We start from the raw sequence: 18,929 nt of genomic DNA on the forward strand, positions 1-18,929 counted from the left end.
TTGGACCGCGCGACAGGTCGCGAGTGGCGGGTGGACCGCGCGACACGTCATGGATGGCGGGCGGCGGAACGGCTTGAGGACAATGGTTTGAGGACCGGCGATTGAACTTCCGTGCGAAAACTGCCGATCGCGACGGCCATGCGGATATCGCGCGCGCCGGTCTCGAGCCGCTGAAGACGATCGGCAGTCGCTGGCCGGCGATCATCGGCGCGGTGCTGACGCTGGCGATGATCGTCGGGCTGGGGCGCGAGTTGCTTGGGCACGGCCTTGTCGGACTCACGCGCTCGGTGCCGCAGGATCCGCGCTTCTATCTGTGCTTCGGCCTGCTCTACATGTCGCCGCCGACCGGGGATTACGTCATCTTCCGCAGGCTATGGGGCATCCCGCTCGGTGGCCTCGTCGCGCTGATCAAGAAGCGGATCGCGAACGAAGTGGTGTTCGGCTATTCGGGCGACGCGTATTTCTATGCCTGGGCGCGGGCCAAGGCGCGAATGGTGGCGTCGCCGTTCGGCGCGGTGAAGGACGTCACCATATTGTCGGCGATCGCGGGCAATGCGGTCACCCTGCTGCTGGTGGCGATCGCGCTGCCGCTCGGCCGGCATCTGCTGACCTCCGACCAGTTCCGGACGGTGCTTGCGTCGGCAGGCGTGACGCTGGCTATCTCGCTGCCGTTCCTGATATTCTCACGCCGCGTATTCTCGTTGCCGCGCGCGAAATTGTGGTGGGTGTTCGGGATCCACTGCATCCGGTTGCTGTGCGGATCGGTGCTGATCGCGTTCGCGTGGCATTTCGCGCTGCCGAGCGTACCGGTGGGGATGTGGCTGTTCCTCGCCGCCGGGCGCCTGCTCGTGTCGCGCCTGCCGCTGGTGCCGAACAAGGACCTGCTGTTTGCCAGCGCCGCGATCCTGTTGATCGGGCAGGACCAGGCCTTGTCGGAACTGATCGCGTTCACCGCCGCTCTGACGCTGCTGGTGCATGTCGTCCTGATCGTGGCGTTCGGCGCGCACTTCATTGCCAATAGGAGCCGCGCATGATTCGATATGCCATCGCCGGAACATTGCTGCTGGCGAGCCCGGCGGGCGCCGAAATGCTCGGCAGCGATGCGGCCGCGTGTCGGCCCGGAGGGGGCCCCGCGATCGCCGTCGAGATCACCGGGCTCAAGGATCGCACCGGCGATCTGCGGCTCGAACTCTACCCGGACCAGGAAGCGGACTTTCTGAAGAACCGCCACAAGCTGATCGCGGAGGGTAAGACGTTCCGGCGGGTGACCGTGCCGACGCCCGCGACCGGGCCGACGTCGATGTGTATCCAGGTGCCGCAGCCGGGTCGCTATGCGTTGTTGCTGACGCACAATCGCGACGGCAAGAGCAAGTTCAGCTTCTGGAACGATGGCGCCGGGTTCGCGAGCAACACGAAGCTCGGGCGGTCGCGTCCCAAGGTCGAGCAGGCGCTGGTCGAGGCCGGAGCCGGCGTGACGACCGTTCATATCACCGCGCAATATCTGCGGGGGCTTGGTGGCTTTGGGCCGATCGGCTGATGCGGATCGTAGACGTCAACGAGTTCTACTCGCCGACCGGCGGCGGCGTGCGGACCTATGTCGACCGGAAGATGGGCATCATGGCGGACATGGGCCATGAACTGATCGTCGTCGCGCCCGGCAAGGAAGACCGCGTCGAGGAGCGGCCGGGCGGCGGGCGGATCCTCTATCTCAAGTCGCCGGGAATGCCGTTCGATCGCAATTACGGGCTTTTCTGGGACGAGGACGCGATCCACCGCGTGCTCGACGATCTCGATCCGGACGTGGTCGAATGCTGCTCGCCGTGGCGGCCCGCCTGGTTCGTCGGCGACTGGGAGGGACGCGCGGTGAAGGCGTTCTTCATGCACAACGACAACATCGCGGCCTATGCGCAGCGCTGGTTCGCGGGCGTTGCGAGCCACGACCAGATCGAGCGCGGGTTCGCCTGGTACAGCCGGTACATGCGGCGCTTCCTCGAGAAATACGATGTCGTCGTCACCAACGGCCCGGCGCTGGAGAAGCGGCTGCGCGCGCGTGGGCTGAGGATCGACGCGGCGATGCCGCTGGGGATCGAGCGCGGGCATTTTTCGCCGGAGTTGCGCGATACGCAGTTGCGCGCGGCGTTGCTGCGGCAGTGCGGGTTGCCCGAGGACGGCATGCTGTTGCTCGGGCTCGGGCGGCATCACGGCGAGAAACGCTGGCCGCTGGTGGTCGATGCGGTGGCGTGCGCGGGGGCGACGCTGCCGGTCGGGTTGATCCTGATCGGCACCGGCGCGCAGACCAAGGCGATCCAGCGGCGGATCGGCGGCTCGCCGCACATCAGGATGTTCGCGCCCGTCTATGACCGCGAGCGGCTCGCGCGGATCATGGCGAGTTGCGATGCGCTGATCCACGGGTCGGAGGCGGAGCCGTTCGGGCTGGTCGCGTCAGAGGCGATGGCATCGGGCCTGCCGCTGATCGTGCCGGATACGGGCGGGTGCGCCGAAGTTGCTGACCCTCACGCCAGCGAGCTTTACGCGGCGCGCGATGCGGAGAGCGCGGCGGCGGCGATCGGGCGGTTGTTCGCGCGGGATCCGGCGATGCTCAGGCGGGCGGCGGCGGTGGCGGCGCGGCACGTGCGCAGCGACCGCGAGCATGCGGTCGAGCTCATGGACTATTATGCGGGACTGGTCGCTGAGAAGCAGGGCGTGCGACGTACAGCGTGAAGCGGGTGCCGGGGACGGAGACCGCTCGATAGCCTTGGCGCCTTGCATAGGTGGCGAGCGCGGCGTCGATCCGGTCGTCGCCGCTGCTCCATGCGCCTTCGCCGCCGGTGAGGATCGCGGGGGGATGGCCGAGTAGGTGCATTCTCGCCTGCGAGACGAGATGAAGCTGATATTCCTGATAGGCGTCCAGCAACGCCGTGCTGCGGAAGTAGAAGGGTCCGGTGGCGAAGCGCGGGTCGATCGCTTGGTCCGGTAGGAATTGCGGGGAAAGCGATGCGACCGGGCCGGTGACGTGCTCACGGTCCAGCGTCTCGCGAACCACGGCGATGTCGCGCATCGCGTGGAGCATCGGGATACCGCCGCTCGCGACGGCTTCGACGGTGGGCGCGAGACCGGCGCAGGCGAAGACGACCGCGGCGATCCGCATCGCCTTGCCGGGCGGGTTGTCGTGCCAGACCAGCGCCAGTCGCACGAATAGTGCAGGCAGCATCGGCAGGAGATATTGCCGCCATGTCGGCACCGGCGCGAGCGCGGCGATCAGGCCGGCGAGGATCAACAGGTCGAGGATGCGGTGCCAGCGGTGGCGTCTGCCGGTCGTGGCGACGATCGCGAGCAGGGCTGGGCCGAGCGCGAGGAACTTGACCGTGTCGATGATCTTCGCCGCGTTCGACAGTTTCCACGGGCGCGCCTGGTACCATTCGGTTGGTGCTTGGCCTGGGAAGCCGAGAACGCCGAACAGGAAGCCTTCGGGGGCTTGGAGGAACAGTGCTGTCGTCAGTGCGACGAAGGGGAGCGTGCCGAGCAGCGTCCACCACGGGCGACGGTCGGCACGGAACAGTGTCCAGATGCCGTAAGTAAGCGCGGGCAGCACGTAGGAGACTTTCGCGGTGGCGGCGGCGGCGAGCAGCGCGCCGATCAGGATCGCGTCGCGGCGGCTTGCCTGGTCGCGTGCGGTTCGGACGATCGCGGGGAGAGCTAGCGCGAGGCAGGCGGCGGGGAGCGCGTCGTTGCGGGCTGTGCCGACGCTGAAGAGAAGGATGTCGCAGGTTGCGAACAGCGCCGCGGCTATGGTGGCGGCGCGGGTGCTGGCGCCGGCGGTACGGGCGGCGTGGTGGACGGCGGCGATGGATGCTGCGCCGAGGAGGGCGTTGGTTAGGCGGAGGGCTGGCCAAGTCCAGATGCCGGCTAGGGCTGCGATCGGGGCGAACAAGTAGGGTTGGAGCGGGGTCTGGAGGTAGGCGAAGTCTTTGTAGGGGAGCAGACCGTGCGCAGTGAGGATGGCGGCGGCGACGTACTGGCTCTCGTCGTGGTCTACTGGGCGGAGGAGCGCGAGTGTGATGAGTAAGATCGCCAACGCTGCGAGCGCCAAGAGCATGTTCACCCGCGAAGGCGGGTGTCCGGTCTGGGCACCCGCCTTCGCGGGTGAACATGGTTGGGGAGGGTAGTGCTTCATTTACTCAGCCCCACCCCGGCGAAGGCCGGGGCCCAATTGGGGGACAGTGATGATTGAGAACGGATCTCCATTACTGCGGCCTTCCCAATTGGGCCCCGGCCTTCGCCGGGGTGGAGGGGCAGAGGCCACGAGTCAGGCTTTTACCGCGGTCAGGAAGTAGTCGAGGCTCGTCGAATCACTGAGCGCAAACCCCGTCGCGGGCGAGAAACTCAACCCCCGCGTGTCCGTCACACGCAATCCCGCATCCTTTAGCAACGCAGTCAGTTCCTCTGGCGTAAGGAACTTGTTCCAGTCGTGCGTGCCCTTGGGAATTACCCCAGCGCCCTCCGCCACGGTGATCATCGCCAACCGCGACAACGGCGTGCGGTTGGGCGTCGACAGGATCAGCAGCCCGCCCTCCGCCAACGTCCGCGCGAGGCCACGCACGAAGCCGACGGGGTCGCTGACATGCTCGATCACTTCGAGGCTGGTGACGAGATCGAACTGGCCGACGAGCCCTTCGACGCCGCCCGCACGGTAGTCGATCGCCAAGCCGCTCTGCGCCGCATGTATCTCGGCCACCGCGATATTCTCGGGCGCCGCATCGATCCCCGTCACCGCCGCGCCAAGCCGCGCGAGCGGTTCGCACAGCAACCCCGCGCCGCAGCCGACGTCGAGCGCGGTCTTTCCCTCAAGCGGCGTGAAGGTCGAGCCATCGCCACCCCAATGCGCATCGACCTGCTCGCGGATGTAGCGCAGCCGCGGCGGGTTGAGCTTGTGGAGCGGGGCCGACGAACCCTTCGGGTCCCACCAGTCCTTCGCCATCGTGCCGAAATGCGCGGCCTCGCGCGGATCGATTGTTGCGCCGTTTACGGTGTCACTTGCCAGTATCATGCGCGCTACCTATCAGGGCCGCCGCTTCGACCCAAAGGGATTTGCGCTGCCAATGGCCCGTATCGTGATGAAATTCGGCGGGACGTCGATGGCTGGGATCGAGCGTATCCGCAACGTCGCCGCGCGCGTGAAGCGCGAAGTCGACGCCGGCAACCAGGTCGCCGTCGTCGTCTCCGCCATGGCCGGCGAGACCGACCGGCTGGTCGGCTTCTGCCGCGAGGCGTCGTCGCTGTACGACGCGAAGGAATATGACGTCGTAGTTTCGGCCGGCGAGCAGATCACGAGCGGCTTGCTCGCGATCGCTTTGCAGGCGGCCGGCTGCAAGGCGCGGTCGTGGTTGGGCTGGCAGTTGCCGATCAACACGTCGGACGCGCACGGCTCGGCACGGATCGGCGAGATCGACACGGCGGCGCTTGATGCGAGCCTCGCCGACGGCGTCGTCGCGGTCATTCCCGGCTTCCAGGGCGTAGCGGACGGCCAGCGGGTCACTACTTTAGGCCGCGGCGGCTCGGATACGTCGGCCGTGGCGATAGCGGCGGCGATGAAGGCCGACCGCTGCGACATCTATACCGACGTCGACGGCGTCTACACGACCGACCCCAGGATCGTGCCGCGTGCGCGTAAACTGAGCAAGGTCACGTATGAAGAGATGCTGGAACTCGCCAGCGTCGGTGCCAAGGTGTTGCAGACGCGGTCTGTCGGTCTGGCGATGAAAGAGAACGTGCGTGTGCGCGTGCTGTCTTCGTTCGAAGACGGGGATACCAATGATGGTCACCGCGGCACGTTGATCGTGGGCGAAGAGGAAATCGACGATATGGAACGCCAGCTCATCACCGGCATCGCGCACGACAAGAACGAGGCGAAGATCACGCTGACGCAGGTCAGCGATCGGCCGGGCTCGGTTGCGGCGATCTTCGCGCCGCTCGCGGACGCGGGGATCAACGTCGACATGATCGTGCAGAACGTCGCGCATTCGACCGGCTCGACTGACGTGACCTTCACGGTACCGGCGGCGGATCTGGCGCGCTCGCTCGACGTGATTGACAAGGCCAAGGCGGCGATTGGCTACGCGACGATCGTGCATGACACGCGCGTTGCCAAGGTCTCGGTGGTCGGTGTGGGGATGCGCAGCCATGCGGGCGTCGCGGCAACGATGTTCACCACACTCGGCGAGCGCGGGATCAATATCCAGGCGATCGCGACGTCGGAGATAAAGGTCAGCGTGCTGATCGAAGAGGATTATACCGAGCTGGCGGTGCGCGTGTTGCACACGGCGTACGGGCTCGATGCCGAGGATGCGGCGTAAAACTCTCCCCTCCCGCTTGCGGGAGGGGTCGGGGGAGGGCTAGGCGGTCGTGATGACCGATATGTCCGCCCCTCAGGCAAACCCCTCCCCCGACCCCTCCCGTAAGACGGGAGGGGAGCAGAGGCTCCAACGCCGGATGGCGCGTGGCGCCGCTTTCCTCGGGTCGGAGGTCGCGATTCTCGGCGGCGCGATGTCTTGGGTGAGCGAGCGTCACCTCGTCTCGGCGATCTCGAACGCGGGCGGGTTCGGCGTGATCGCGTGCGGGGCGATGACGCCCGCGTTGCTCGATACCGAGATCGCCGCGACCAAGGCGATGACCGACAAGCCGTTCGGCGTGAACCTCATCACCATGCACCCCGATCTGTTCGAACTGATCGCGGTCTGCGCCAAGCACAAGGTGGGTCATGTCGTGCTCGCCGGTGGCCTGCCGCCGAAGGGCAGCATCGAGGCGATCAAGGCTACAGGCGCGAAATTGATCGCATTCTCGCCCGCTCTGGCACTCGCAAAGAAGCTCATCCGCTCGGGTGTCGATGCGCTGGTGATCGAGGGGATGGAGGCCGGTGGCCATATTGGCCCGGTCTCGACCAGCGTGCTCGCGCAGGAGATGCTGCCAGAGATCGCGGACCAAGTGCCCGTGTTCGTCGCCGGCGGGATTGGCCGCGGCGAGGCGATCGCGGGGTATCTCGACATGGGCGCGGCGGGCGTCCAGCTCGGTACGCTGTTCGTATGCGCGACCGAATCGATCGCCCATGCCAATTTCAAGAAGGCGTTCATCCGTGCGTCGGCGCGCGATGCGATCGCCAGCGTGCAGATCGATGCGCGTTTGCCGGTAATCCCGGTGCGCGCGCTGAAGAACGCGTCGAGCGAGTTGTTCACGGCGAAGCAGCGGGAGGTTGCCGGGCACCTCGACGGCGGTCGCGTGGAAATGGCCGAGGCGCAGTTGCAGATCGAGCATTACTGGGCGGGTGCGCTGCGCCGTGCGGTGATCGACGGCGATGTCGAGCATGGCTCGGTGATGGCGGGCCAGTCGGTCGGCATGGTCAAGCGCGAGGAGCCGGTCGCCGAGATCATCGGCGGGCTGATGGCGCAGGCAGCGGCAGCGCTGGAAGCGCGCGCGGTTTAACGCACTCTCGATCCTCCCCCGCTAGGGGGAGGTGGCAGGCACTTGCCTGACGGAGGGGGCGGTTAGCGCCGACTTCTGTTCCGTGTCCTCCCCCTCCGTCGCCTGCGGCGCCACCTCCCCCTTGCGGGGGAGGATCGAGAGGGGCGGCATCGTCTTAACGGCGTGATACTTCACCCCAGCACCACCCGGCGAAGGCCGGGGCCCAATTGGGGGACGTCGCTGACTGAGGTCGCGCTCCGTTACTATCACCGGTCCAATTGGGCCCCGGCCTCCGCCGGGGTGGTGGAGTCGCGGGGAACCGGCCCCCCCCAAACTCCAGTACAACCCCCAACCTCGCCCCCTCTCAGCTCACCGCAAAGCGCGTACGGCTTACGTCTCGTTAACCTAATCGCGGCAAACACTGTCCCGTCGGGGGACGTTACGAGGTGTTGCGATGAGTCGTCGGTTTGCTTTGCTGTCCTTTACCGCACTGGGCCTGCTGGCCGGCTGCACGTCGAAGCCGCGGACCGTGGCGCAGGTCGCGCCGCCCGTAATCATGGTGCCGGTGCCCGCGCCGACGATGCCGAAAGGCGCGTCGCCGACGATCGTCATCCCGGTCGCGCTGGCCGACGGCACCTATCCCACGCCGAATCGCAACCTGACGACGTCTGCGAAGGTCTGGCACCTCCGCGCTGCGCTCAACGTCGCCGCGCTCGCGTGCCGTGGGCCGCAGGAATTGACGATCGTCGCAGGCTACAACGCGCTGCTCTCGGCACAGAAGCCGGTGCTCGCCAAGGCCGAGGCGACCTATGCCAGCGAATACAAGTCGGGCGGCGGCGATTGGCAGGATCGCTACGACGATTCGATGACGCGCCTGTACAACTTCTTCTCGCAGTCGCCCGCGCGCGACGATTTTTGCGCGGCGGCGGGGACGGTTCTCGCGCAGAGCGTCGGCGTGTCGGCCGACGCCATGCCGATGTTCGCGGCGCAGAACCTGCCCTTGCTCGAGCGTCCGTTCACCGATTTCTACCGCGCAGTCGATGCGTGGCGCGGTCGGACGGTGCGCCCGGTCCCGCCGCAACTGGTCGCCTCGCGCCAATATGCGTCGAACATGCCGGTGCAGACGATCACGCAGGCGCGTCTCCAGCCGATCTCGCAGCCGGTGCCCCCCGCGCAGCCTCGGCTGAAGCTCGACCCTAGCGTCTTCCAGTAAAATCCTTTGAATCCTCCCCCGCCAGGGCGAGGATAGTAGAGGCGTATCCCCAACATCTTGCAGGCAAAGCTTGGCTTCCCTGCGAAGACTGGGTTAACAGCCGCGGGAATGGCTGAGGTTTCAGATCGTCCGGCGGAAGGCCGCTTCGAAGGGCGCGAGCACCGGTTTCCGGTGCGCGTGTATTTCGAGGACACCGACCTGTCGGGCGCGGTCTATCACGCCAATTACCTGCGCTACATGGAACGCGCCCGATCGGACATGCTGCGGCTCGGCGGGATCGACCAGCGGGCGACGTTCGAAGCGGGCGAAGGCTCCTACGCGATCGCCAGCGTCACCATCCGCTATGCCGCGCCCGCCAAGCTGGACGACGCATTGCTGGTCGTCTCGCGGATCGTGCAGGTCCGCGCGGCCGGGGTCGCCATTCATCAAAGGGTCATGCGCGACGGGCTTGTCTTGGCCGAGGCGGACATTGTGGCGGCATTGGTCGCTCCCAACGGTCGCCCACGCCGCCAGCCACGCGCATGGATCGATATCTACGAACGCCTAGTCTGGCAGGGGGAAGCATGAATCCGGTGTTGACTATGGATAGCGCGACGCTGTCGCCGATCCACTTGTTCCTGCAGGCCGACTGGGTCGTGAAAGGCGTGATGATCGGGCTGCTGCTCGCCAGCATCTGGACCTGGGCGCTGATCGTCGCGTTCTGGCGGCGGATCGGCAAGACGCGCAAGAACATGGTGCGGTTCGAGCGCGATTTCTGGAAGGCCGAGGATATCGACGTCTTCTACAAGGCGGAGGGCGAGAGCGCCTTGCCGTCCGCGCGGGTGTTCGCGGCGGGCGTGACCGAGTGGCGGCGCTCGACCGCGGGCGGCACGATCGACAAGAGCGGCACGCGCGAGCGACTGGCGACGACGATGGGCGCGGCGGTTGCGAGCGAGATCGACACGCTGTCGGACCGGCTGAACGTGCTGGCGACGGTCGGCTCGGTCGCGCCGTTCGTCGGGTTGTTCGGCACGGTGTGGGGCATCATGCGGAGCTTCACCAGCATTGCCGCCGCACAGAACACGTCGCTGGCGGTGGTGGCGCCGGGGATCGCGGAGGCGCTGTTCGCGACCGCCATCGGCCTGTTCGCGGCCATTCCCGCGGTGATCGCGTACAACCGCTTCTCGCACGGGATCAACCGGATCGAGGCGAGCCTCAATCGGTTCGCCGACGGTTTCCACACCACCCTGTCGCGCCAACTGGACGGTTCGCGATGAGCGGCCTTCTTATTCCCCTTCCGCTTGCGGGAGGGGTCAGGGGAGGGGCTTCTATCTCTTCCTCGAACAGTCATTGCGGCACAGCCCTCCCCCGACCCCTCCCGCGAGCGGGAGGGGAGTAGCATGGCGATGAACCTTCCCTCTTCTCGCGGGCGCGGTCGGCGCGCGCCGATGGCGGACATCAACGTCACGCCGCTGGTCGACGTGATGCTGGTGCTGCTGATCATCTTCATGGTGACCGCGCCGCTGATGACCGCAGGCGTGCCCGTGAACCTGCCCGACGCGCGTGCGAAGGCGCTGGACCAGGAGCAGAAGCCCGTCGAGATATCGATGGACGAGACCGGTGCGCTGTTCATCGACCAGGACCAGGTGGCCGACGACGCGCTGCCGATCCGGCTCGCATCGATCGCCGCCAGCCGCGCGGTGGGGGACGAACCGCAGGTGCTGCTGCGCGCGGACCGGAAGCTCGATTACGGCCGCGTGATGCGGGTGATGGGCGAACTCAACCGCGCCGGATTGAACCGCGTCGCGCTCGTGACCGTCGAGGGTAATCAGAACTAATGGCGCTCGGCTGATGGATCGTTCGGAGAAGATCGGCCTGGGCGTCGCGCTGGTCGGGCATGCGGTGCTGTTCGGCCTGTTGTCGCTCGGCTTCCTCAGCGCGCCCGAACCGCCCAAGATCCAGCAGCAGCCGATCGACGTGAGCCTGGTGCCCGACGTCGCGCTGGAGGCGACCGCGCCGCAATCGACCGAGGCGCCCGCGCAATCGATCGCGCCGGACGAGGGCGCGCCCGAGGATGCCGCGCCGCCCGCCCCGCAAGAGGCTGAGCCCGAGCCGCAGCCCGATCCTACACCGCCCGCGCCGCAGCCCAAGCCCGCGCCGCCGAAGCCGGCGCCCAAGCCGCAACCGGCACCGGAACCCGCGCCCAGGCCGCAGCCCAAACCCAAGCCCGCACCACCAAAGCCCGCCGCCAAGCCGGCCCCGGTTGCGAAGCCCGTGGTGAAGCCGCAGCCAGCACCCGCCAAGGCCAAGCCGACCAAGTCCGCTCCGGCAAAATCGGCGCCGGCGAAGACTGCGACGAAATCGAAGGACACAGCCGCCAAGTCGTCGTCGAGTGCTGCCAAGCCCGCCAAGCCGTCGTCAACCAAGGGCAGCGGCTCGACCGCGGACGCCAAGACCTCGCGGCCGCGCGGCTCGCGGCTTGGCGACAATTTCCTCAAGGGGCTGTCGGCCGATCCGTCGCCAAGCAAGTCGGAGTCACCCAAGGCCGCCAAGCTCGGTGCGCAGGCGGCGGCGAACATCGGTTCGGCGATCCTGCGGCAGGTGCAGCCTTGCGCCAATCGCCAGGTCACGCCTGGGCCGGGCGCGGAGCGTATCCGCGTGACGATCAACCTGAAGCTCAACCGCGACGGGACGCTGAAGTCGCGGCCGACGATCACCGGTCATGCCGGCGTCGACGACGACAACCGGCGCTATGTCGATCGCGTCGACGATCTGGCGATCGCGACCTTTGTCGGGTGTTCGCCGCTACGCGGTTTGCCCGACGACCTGTATGACGTGCAGAACGGCTGGAGCAATTTCAGCCTGCGCTACAAACTTCCCGGCTGAGGATGTCCGTTATGACTCGATCGATCCTGGGGTTTTTCCCTTCGCGCCAGCCGCTTCCAGTTGAGAAACGCCACCCCGGCGAAGGCCGGGGCCCAATCGGGAAGGCCAATGTAATGATGCGCAACGCTCCCTTGGCGACGTCCCCCAATTGGGCCCCGGCCTTCGCCGGGGTGGTGTCGGGTGGGCGTAAGGCTCGATCGGTTCTTGCTTCGGTTGGGCTGCTCGCGTTCGTATCCGGTACCGCCTACGCACAGGACGCACCAGCGCCGGCCCCCCAACAAGCCCCCGCCGACCCGGCAGCACCAGCCCCGGCAGGCGATCAGTCCGGCGGCCTCGTGGTCGACGTGACCGGCGGCATCTCCGCGCCGATGCCGATCGCGATTCCGGTCATGCCGACGTCCGCCGTCGTCTCCACGCCGGCAGGCTCGACCGACGTCCTCGGCCGCCAGCTCGCCGAGATCGTCACCAACGACCTCCGCAACTCCGGCCTGTTCACGCCGCTCTCCCCCGGTCAACTCCGCCCGGTCACCTTCCCCGAAGTCACCGCGCCCGGGTTCGATTACTGGGGCAGCACCGGCGCACAGGCGCTGGTGCAGGGCTTCATCCGCGCCAATGGCGACGGCAATCTGACGGTCGGCTGCTACCTCTACGACGTGTCGTCCAAGGCCGAGCTGACGCGCACCGGCTTCGTCGTGTCGCCGTCGGACTGGCGTCGCGCAGGCCATAAATGCGCCGACATGGTCTACACCCGGCTGACCGGCGAAGGCGCGTATTTCGACAGTCGCGTCGTCTATGTGTCCGAGACCGGGCCCAAGGGCCGCCGCATCAAGCGGCTCGCGATCATGGACCAGGACGGTGCCAATCACCGCTTCCTGACCAACGGCCAGTCGATCGTGCTGACGCCGCGGTTCGCGCCGAACCAGCAGTCGATCGTCTATATGAGCTATCTCAACAATCGCCCGGCGATCTATGTCTACGACATCGGATCGGGCAAGCAGCGGCTGGTGGTGGCGAACGCGAACCTGACGTTTGCGCCGCGCTTCTCGCCGGACGGGCGCAACATCCTGTTCTCGATGGCGCAGGGCGGCAATACCGACGTGTACCGCGTCTCGGCGCAGGGTGGCACGCCGCAACGGCTGACCAATTCGCCGGGGATCGACACCGGTGGCAGCTATTCGCCGGACGGCTCGCGAATCGTGTTCGAGAGCGATCGCTCGGGCGGGCAGCAGATTTACGTGATGAATGCCGACGGATCGAACCAGCAGCGGATCAGCTTCGGCGGCGGGCGTTATGCGACGCCGGTATGGAGCCCGCGTGGCGACCTGATCGCGTTCACCAAGCTCGGCGGCGGCTTCCGGATCGGCATCATGAGCCCGAGCGGCGGCGGCGAAAAGCTGCTGACCAACGACTGGCAGGACGAGGGGCCGAGCTGGTCGCCGAACGGTCGCGTGGTCAATTTCTATCGTTCGGGGCGTGGCAGCGGCGGCAAGGCGGATCTCTGGTCGGTCGACCTGACAGGCGTCAATGAACGCAAGATCCCGACGCCGCTGGACGGCTCCGATCCGGCCTGGGGCCCACTTCGTCCGTAAACCTGCTATGGGGGCATAACGGGGACACGAGTTTTTCTACGGGAGACTATCTATGTCGAAGCTTTCCAACATCTTGCTTGCGTGTACCGCACTGATCGCCGTTGCTGGCTGCGCTAAGAAGCGCCCCGAGGTTCTGCCGCCCGCGCCGGTCGATAACAACGCGCCGGTCGATCCCAATGCGGGCATGAACAACGGCAATGTCGGCGGCGCGATCGTGCCGGGTTCGGACGCCGACTTCCAGCGTTCGGTCAGCTCGAACACGGTGAACTTCGGTCTCGACATGTACGACATCGATCCGACCGCACGCGCGATCCTGGACAGCCAGGCGCAGTGGCTGGCGAAGTTCCCGAACCAGCGCATCACGATCGAAGGCCATGCCGACGAGCGCGGCACGCGGGAGTATAACCTCGCGCTCGGCGATCGTCGTGCGAACGCGACGAAGAATTATCTGGCGGCGAAGGGCGTGTCGTCGTCGCGGATGACGACGATCAGCTATGGCAAGGAGCGCCCGGTGGCGATGGGCTCGGACGACCAGAGCTGGGCGGCGAACCGTCGTGCGGTCACGGTTGTGCTGAACTAACGTCTTCTGTCCCTCTCCCCCGCGGGGAGAGGGAAGGAGGAGCCACTTGGCGACGGGAGGGTGAGGGCACGTGCTTTAGTTGGCGCGTGCCCTCACCCTCCCACGCTTCGCGCGGGCCCCTCCCTCTCCCCTGAAGGGAGAGGGGTTTTACCCCAGCGCCTTGTCGAGCAGTTTCGCCAAGCGAATGCCCCCGCGGCGAACCTCTTCGCGCGACACCGGCACCATCTTCGCGATCGTCGCGTCATCCATCTTCACCCGCGCCGGCACCGCACCACACGCGTCCCCGCCAAGCGCCGCCGCATACGCCGTATGTGACGCTTCCCACGACTCCCGGCTCCAGTCGATCACCGTCCCGGCCCCGATCTTCGCCCGCTCGGCCGCCGGATACCGCCTGACTAGCGACGGCGGCGTCGAGATCGCGCGCTCCGCCAGCGGGCCGTCCCAGATCGAATGCAGGTTGAACCGCGCAGGCCCATAAATCCCGTAATCCGCCTTCACGTCGTTGCCGCCCTTGTCGTGGCGGTCGCCGGCGTGGAGCGGCTGGTGGAGATCGCCGACGAAGTGGATCAGGAACGCCAGCGCCTGGACGCGGTCCTTGGGCGGAGTGGCGCGGTCGCGCAGCAACGTTACGTCGCGGTCGATCTGCGCCGAGACGCAATCGCCGTCCTTGCACGCGGGCGTCAGGTCGAACGGCGCGCAGACGTCGGCATTCTGGTAGTGCCAGCTATAGGCGAACCCGAAGCGCGACTTGCCGTCGGCGGTCTTCAGCGGCTTGATGCAGTCCGCCCAGACGCTCGCCTCCTCGATCGTGCCCGCCGGGCATTCGGGCGTGTCGAGCAACGCCTGCTGCGCGAGCAGTCGCCGGATCGCGACCTTGGTCCTGGGCGTGACGTTGGCAAAGGCGATCTGCGCGACGGTCTGGTGGCCGTACTCCCAGAACGCGGTGGCGGGGGAGGCGAGGCCGGTAACGGCCAGGGCGGCGAGGAGATAGCGCTTCATGCCGGCTCGTTAGCGTAGATCGCGACCGTTCGGCTACCCGCTGACGAAGCGCGACCGCGGTACATGCCGACGGTGTTGAAGCCCCACGCCATGTCACCGTCCGGCCCTGCGACGATCACGCCACCGGTGCCGCCGAGCGCCTTCACTTCGGCGAGGACGGCGTCGGCCGCGGTTTGCAGCGATTCGCCCGACAGGCGGACGCGCGCGGCGATCTCATGGCCGACGCCTACGCGGAGGAAGAACTCGCCCGAGCCGGTGCACGACACCGCACAGGCGCGGTCGTCGGCGAAGGTGCCCGCGCCGATCACGGGGGTATCGCCGATCCGGCCCCAGCGCTTGCCGGTGACGCCGCCTGTCGAGGTGGCGGCGGCGACATGGCCGTGCGTGTCGCAGGCGACCGCGCCGACCGTGCCGTATTTCATATCTACGTCGAACCCGCCGCCATCCGCCTGGAACTCCGCGAATTGCCGGCGGCGTTCGTCGGTCGCGAACCAGTCGGCGTCGGCTTGCGGCAAATCACGATCGCGCGAGAACGCGTCGGCGCCCTTGCCGGCGAGAAACACGTGGCGGCCATCGTCGAGGATCGCGCGGGCGAGGCCAACGGGGTTTCGGGTCGCCGTCGCTGCAGCGACTGCCCCTGCCGCTCGGGTGCGTCCGTCCATGATCGCGGCGTCCAGCTCCAGCATGCCGTCGTGCGTGAAGACCGCGCCGCGCCCCGAGTTGAAGTGCGGATCGTCTTCCAGAACGCGCACCGCCGCTTCCACCGCGTCGAGCGCGCTGCCGCCATTCGCCAGCACTTTCGACCCGGCGTCGAGCGCGTTCGACAGGCCGGCTCGCGCGCCTGCGTCCTGCTCTGGCGAGACCATCTCGCTGTCGAGTTTGCCGGCGCCGCCGTGGATGACGAGGGTCCAGGTCATGCAGAGTCTTTCGAGGGTAGGGCGCGAAGGCCGATGAGGGGGCGGAGAGGCACGATGCTGCGACCGATCAGGTAGAAGGCGACGCAGCCGACGATCGTTGCCGCCAGCAGGCACGCGAACTCCACCCCGCCCGGCAGGCCGGCGGGGAGCAGCGCGTACATGGCGAGGACGATGATCGTCTGGTGAATCAGGTAGAAGGGGAACACCGCCTCGGTCAGCATCGGCCGCCAGCGATGGTCGCGGTTCCAATGGCGCTCGGCGATCCCGATCAGCGCGACGATCGCGCCCCATTGCTCGACCGCATGCGCTATGCCGTAGGGCGTGTAGACCCAGCGCGGCGTCACCACGTCCGCCGGCCAGCGCAGCTCGACGCCGATGATGAAGAGATAGCCGAGCAGCGCCGCGATCGCGCCGAACTTCCACCAGCGTGCGATCGCCGCCATCGCCGGCTCGGACCGCGCGAGGCCGAAGCCGAACAGGAAGGCGGGGAAATAGGTGACGTGCGCGATCCAGTCGCCCCACAGCGCCTGCGTCTCGCCGACCATCCGCAGCCACCAGGCATGGACGAACACGAGCCAGGCGACCGGCAGCAGGACGACCGCCCAGCCGCTAAAAATCCGGTCGAACGCGCGTTGCAGCCAGTCGCCGCGGACGACGATCAGCCCGAGCGTGAGGAGAGTGGTGTAGACCCAGAGATAAACGACGAACCAGAGGTGGTTCCAGGTCGGCAGCGACAGCCCGGCGAGCTTGCCGAAGCGGAAATAATCGTGGCTCCAGAACGTCCAATAGCTGCCGGCATAGCCATGCTTGGTGACCAGCTCGACCCAGGGTTGCGGGGGCACGATCACCGCGATGCCGAACAGCAGCGGCACGAGCAGGCGGTAGCAGCGGTTGGCGAAGAACCCGGCCGTGCCGTTCGACCGGGCGAGCAGCGCGCGGCTGGCATAGCCCGAGACGACGAACAGCAACGTCAGCCGCCACGCGTTGCTGGCCAGCATCGGCAGCCGCACCCAGTTCTCGACATGGAGCGACTTCACATGGAAGTTCCACGGCACGAAGACCATGCCGATATGGTACAGGATCAGCAGCGCGAACGCGCCGATCCGCAGCCAGTCCATGCCGAAATGCCGGTTCATCGCGCGGCCCTACGGGGCGAGGGGCGGGGCCGCAAGCGTGCGACGGCCCAGCCGTTCCCCGCGCCGGTTCACGCCTTCATGCGCGGGGTGCCCATGAAGTCGCGCTTGCCGATCGGCACGCCCTGCGCGCGGAGGATCGCGTACGCGGTGCTGGCGTGGAAATAGAAATTGGGCTGCGAGAACGAGAGCAGGAAGTTAGCGCCCGTGAATGGCATGACGAACGTGCCGAACTCGAAGGTCGTGTCGTTGTCGGCGAGCGCATCGAACGCCTCCCGGTCGATCGCTTCCAGCGTGGCGATCGCGTCGCGCATCACGGTGTGAAGGCCGGCGAAATCGGTCGGCCAGGCCGATCGGTCGGGTGCGAAGGTGCCGGCGCGGACGCCTTCGATCCCGCCGACCGAATGCCCGGCGCAGGCCTTCACCTGATACCCGAACGGCAGCATGTCGTCGGCGAGCTTCGCGTCGATCAGAGTCGCGGGCTCGATCCCGCGCTCGACCGCGAACGCCTCGGCCTTGTCGAGCAGCGCGTCGACCGCGCGGAGAATCTGGAGGTTCGAGGGGATCGTCGCATCGTAGAGGGAAAGCGTCATCGACCGGGCTCCTATGTGTCGCGCCGCTATGGCCCACGTTGGCCGCACCAGCCAGCGATGTTCCGTTCGGCCGTGCAAGTCGCTATATACGGCCTCGAACTCCCGAGGAATCCCCATGTCCCTTCGTCCCTGGCGCGATATCACCCGCCGCAAGAGCCGCCAGATCATGGTCGGCAACGTTCCCGTCGGCGGCGATGCGCCGGTCACGGTGCAGACCATGACCAACACGCCGACCGACGACGTGCGCGCGACGGTCGACCAGATCCGGCGCTGCGAAGAGGCGGGCGTCGACATCATCCGCGTCAGCTGCCCCGACGTCGAATCGACCACCGCGCTCAAGCAGATCGTCCGCGCGAGCCGCGTGCCGATCGTCGCGGACATCCATTTCCACTACAAGCGCGCATTGGAAGCGGCGGACGCAGGGGCTGCGTGCCTGCGGATCAACCCCGGCAATATCGGCTCGGCGGCGCGCGTGAAGGAAGTGGTGGACGCGGCCAAGTCCAATGGCTGCGCGATCCGGATCGGCGTCAATGGCGGCTCGCTCGAGCGGCATCTGCTTGAGAAATACGGCGAGCCTTGCCCAGACGCGCTGGTCGAGTCGGCGCTCGATCACATCAAGCTGTTGCAGGACCACGACTTTCACGAGTTCAAGGTCGCTGTGAAAGCGTCCGACCTGTTCCTGGCGGTGGCGGCGTACCAGCAACTCGCCGAACAGGTCGATTGCCCGCTGCATCTCGGCATCACCGAGGCGGGCGGGTTCGTCGGCGGCACGGTGAAATCGGCGATCGGGATGGGCAGCCTGCTCTGGTACGGCATCGGCGACACGATCCGCGTGTCGCTCTCGGCCGAACCGGAAGAGGAAGTCCGCGTCGGGTTCGAGATCCTGAAGGCGCTCGGTATCCGCAACCGCGGCGTCCGCGTCGTGTCGTGCCCTTCCTGCGCGCGCCAGGGCTTCGACGTGATCCGCACGGTCCAGGCGCTGGAAGAACGCTTGCAGCACATCCGCACGCCGATGTCCTTGTCGGTGCTCGGCTGCGTCGTCAACGGCCCGGGCGAGGCGCGCGAGACCGACATCGGGATCACCGGCGGCGGCAACGGCAAGCACATGGTGTACCTGTCGGGCGTCACCGACCACCACGTCCAGGATGCCGACATGGTCGATCACATCGTCCGGTTGGTAGAGGCCAAGGCCGCGGAGATCGACGCAGCGGACGAGGCGATGGCCGCGCTGGTGCCGGTGGCGGCGGAATAGGGGGCTACCATCCGTCATCCTGACGAAAGTCAGGATCCAGGGTAACGAACGCCGACCTCAATGGCTCTGGATCCTGACTTTCGTCAGGATGACGAGGGATAGGGCGCAGGCTTCTTCTCGCTCTCCCGCGAAGGCGGGAGCCCAGGGTAAAAGGCGATGACGGTTGCGGCTCCTGGACCCCCGCCTTCGCGGGGGACCGGTGCTAATGCGGACCTACATCCACGGTCGCTGAAGCTGGCCGATCCTCCCCCGCCAAAGGGAGGTGGCGTCGGAGGGGGAGGACACGGAACATGGGTGACCGCTTACCTCCCCCTCCGTCTGGCAAGTGCCAGC

General features: G+C 67.1%; 19 protein-coding genes. 13 read left to right on the top strand and 6 right to left on the bottom strand.

Annotated elements, in window-relative coordinates; all coding sequences use genetic code 11:
- The first annotated feature begins 101 nt into the window (after positions 1-101).
- Genes AC1MLZ_RS12950 through AC1MLZ_RS12960 form a run of 3 tightly spaced genes read left to right on the top strand, consistent with a single transcriptional unit; the run spans position 102 to position 2,721 of the window.
- Positions 102-1,034 (top strand): hypothetical protein, encoded by a 933-nt coding sequence (locus AC1MLZ_RS12950; protein WP_480958828.1) that lies wholly within the window; start codon positions 102-104, stop codon positions 1,032-1,034.
- Positions 1,031-1,537, top strand: coding sequence for a DUF2141 domain-containing protein (locus AC1MLZ_RS12955; RefSeq protein WP_480958829.1), 507 nt, complete (start codon positions 1,031-1,033; stop codon positions 1,535-1,537). Before AC1MLZ_RS12950 ends, AC1MLZ_RS12955 begins: the two co-directional genes overlap by 4 nt.
- Positions 1,537-2,721 (top strand): glycosyltransferase, encoded by a 1,185-nt coding sequence (locus AC1MLZ_RS12960; RefSeq protein WP_480958830.1) that lies wholly within the window; start codon positions 1,537-1,539, stop codon positions 2,719-2,721. The genes AC1MLZ_RS12955 and AC1MLZ_RS12960 overlap by 1 nt, the downstream gene beginning before the upstream one ends.
- Here AC1MLZ_RS12960 and AC1MLZ_RS12965 read toward each other — a convergent pair.
- Together AC1MLZ_RS12965 and ubiG are read right to left on the bottom strand one after the other, a co-directional pair.
- Positions 2,663-4,075, bottom strand: coding sequence for a glycosyltransferase family 39 protein (locus AC1MLZ_RS12965; protein WP_480958831.1), 1,413 nt, complete (start codon positions 4,073-4,075; stop codon positions 2,663-2,665). The two genes, AC1MLZ_RS12960 and AC1MLZ_RS12965, sit on opposite strands and share 59 nt — an antisense overlap.
- Positions 4,076-4,306: 231 nt before the next feature.
- A complete protein-coding gene (gene ubiG, locus AC1MLZ_RS12970) occupies positions 4,307-5,047 on the bottom strand; it encodes a bifunctional 2-polyprenyl-6-hydroxyphenol methylase/3-demethylubiquinol 3-O-methyltransferase UbiG (protein WP_480958832.1) in 741 nt (246 codons plus the stop codon).
- 52 nt (positions 5,048-5,099) lie between these two features.
- Between ubiG and AC1MLZ_RS12975 the strand changes: the two genes are divergently transcribed.
- The 9 genes from AC1MLZ_RS12975 (at position 5,100) to pal (ending at position 13,702) form a co-directional block, all read left to right on the top strand.
- Positions 5,100-6,353 carry an aspartate kinase gene (locus tag AC1MLZ_RS12975; protein ID WP_480961551.1) on the top strand — a complete coding sequence of 418 codons (1,254 nt, stop codon included), beginning with the start codon at positions 5,100-5,102 and terminating at the stop codon, positions 6,351-6,353.
- 136 nt (positions 6,354-6,489) lie between these two features.
- The gene (locus tag AC1MLZ_RS12980) at positions 6,490-7,476 is read left to right on the top strand and encodes an NAD(P)H-dependent flavin oxidoreductase (RefSeq protein WP_480961552.1); all 987 of its coding nucleotides are present in this window, start codon (positions 6,490-6,492) and stop codon (positions 7,474-7,476) included.
- Positions 7,477-7,909: 433 nt separating this feature from the next.
- A complete protein-coding gene (locus tag AC1MLZ_RS12985) occupies positions 7,910-8,668 on the top strand; it encodes a hypothetical protein (protein WP_480958833.1) in 759 nt (252 codons plus the stop codon).
- Positions 8,669-8,776: 108 nt separating this feature from the next.
- Positions 8,777-9,235: a YbgC/FadM family acyl-CoA thioesterase gene (locus AC1MLZ_RS12990; protein ID WP_480958834.1), complete on the top strand. Its 459-nt coding sequence runs from the start codon at positions 8,777-8,779 to the stop codon at positions 9,233-9,235.
- Entirely contained in the window at positions 9,232-9,924 is a 693-nt protein-coding gene (tolQ, locus tag AC1MLZ_RS12995) for a protein TolQ (RefSeq protein ID WP_248523962.1), read from the top strand. Before AC1MLZ_RS12990 ends, tolQ begins: the two co-directional genes overlap by 4 nt.
- A gap of 123 nt (positions 9,925-10,047) precedes the next feature.
- Entirely contained in the window at positions 10,048-10,485 is a 438-nt protein-coding gene (gene tolR / locus AC1MLZ_RS13000; RefSeq protein ID WP_248523964.1) for a protein TolR, read from the top strand.
- Positions 10,486-10,498: 13 nt separating this feature from the next.
- Positions 10,499-11,533, top strand: a complete 1,035-nt coding sequence (locus tag AC1MLZ_RS13005; RefSeq protein ID WP_480958835.1) for a cell envelope biogenesis protein TolA — start codon at positions 10,499-10,501, stop codon at positions 11,531-11,533.
- Positions 11,534-11,751: 218 nt separating this feature from the next.
- A complete protein-coding gene (gene tolB / locus AC1MLZ_RS13010; protein ID WP_480961553.1) occupies positions 11,752-13,122 on the top strand; it encodes a Tol-Pal system beta propeller repeat protein TolB in 1,371 nt (456 codons plus the stop codon).
- A gap of 52 nt (positions 13,123-13,174) precedes the next feature.
- Positions 13,175-13,702 carry a peptidoglycan-associated lipoprotein Pal gene (gene pal, locus AC1MLZ_RS13015; RefSeq protein WP_480958836.1) on the top strand — a complete coding sequence of 176 codons (528 nt, stop codon included), beginning with the start codon at positions 13,175-13,177 and terminating at the stop codon, positions 13,700-13,702.
- A 147-nt stretch (positions 13,703-13,849) separates the two neighbouring features.
- Here the strand turns inward: pal and AC1MLZ_RS13020 are convergent, their stop codons facing one another.
- The 4 genes from AC1MLZ_RS13020 to AC1MLZ_RS13035 all read right to left on the bottom strand — a co-directional run bounded on the left by AC1MLZ_RS13020 (position 13,850) and on the right by AC1MLZ_RS13035 (position 17,344).
- Positions 13,850-14,701, bottom strand: a complete 852-nt coding sequence (locus AC1MLZ_RS13020) for a S1/P1 nuclease (protein WP_480958837.1) — start codon at positions 14,699-14,701, stop codon at positions 13,850-13,852.
- Positions 14,698-15,618: an isoaspartyl peptidase/L-asparaginase family protein gene (locus AC1MLZ_RS13025; protein WP_480958838.1), complete on the bottom strand. Its 921-nt coding sequence runs from the start codon at positions 15,616-15,618 to the stop codon at positions 14,698-14,700. Before AC1MLZ_RS13025 ends, AC1MLZ_RS13020 begins: the two co-directional genes overlap by 4 nt.
- The gene (locus tag AC1MLZ_RS13030) at positions 15,615-16,754 is read right to left on the bottom strand and encodes an acyltransferase family protein (protein ID WP_480958839.1); all 1,140 of its coding nucleotides are present in this window, start codon (positions 16,752-16,754) and stop codon (positions 15,615-15,617) included. The genes AC1MLZ_RS13025 and AC1MLZ_RS13030 overlap by 4 nt, the downstream gene beginning before the upstream one ends.
- Before the next feature lie 68 nt (positions 16,755-16,822).
- On the bottom strand, positions 16,823-17,344 hold the full coding sequence (locus tag AC1MLZ_RS13035) for a DUF1993 domain-containing protein (protein WP_480958840.1): 522 nt from the start codon (positions 17,342-17,344) through the stop codon (positions 16,823-16,825).
- 115 nt (positions 17,345-17,459) lie between these two features.
- Between AC1MLZ_RS13035 and ispG the strand changes: the two genes are divergently transcribed.
- Positions 17,460-18,596 carry a flavodoxin-dependent (E)-4-hydroxy-3-methylbut-2-enyl-diphosphate synthase gene (ispG, locus tag AC1MLZ_RS13040; RefSeq protein ID WP_480958841.1) on the top strand — a complete coding sequence of 379 codons (1,137 nt, stop codon included), beginning with the start codon at positions 17,460-17,462 and terminating at the stop codon, positions 18,594-18,596.
- Positions 18,597-18,929: the final 333 nt, after the last annotated feature.

The sequence above is a fragment of the Sphingomonas sp. PEI4 genome, from assembly GCF_056679955.1.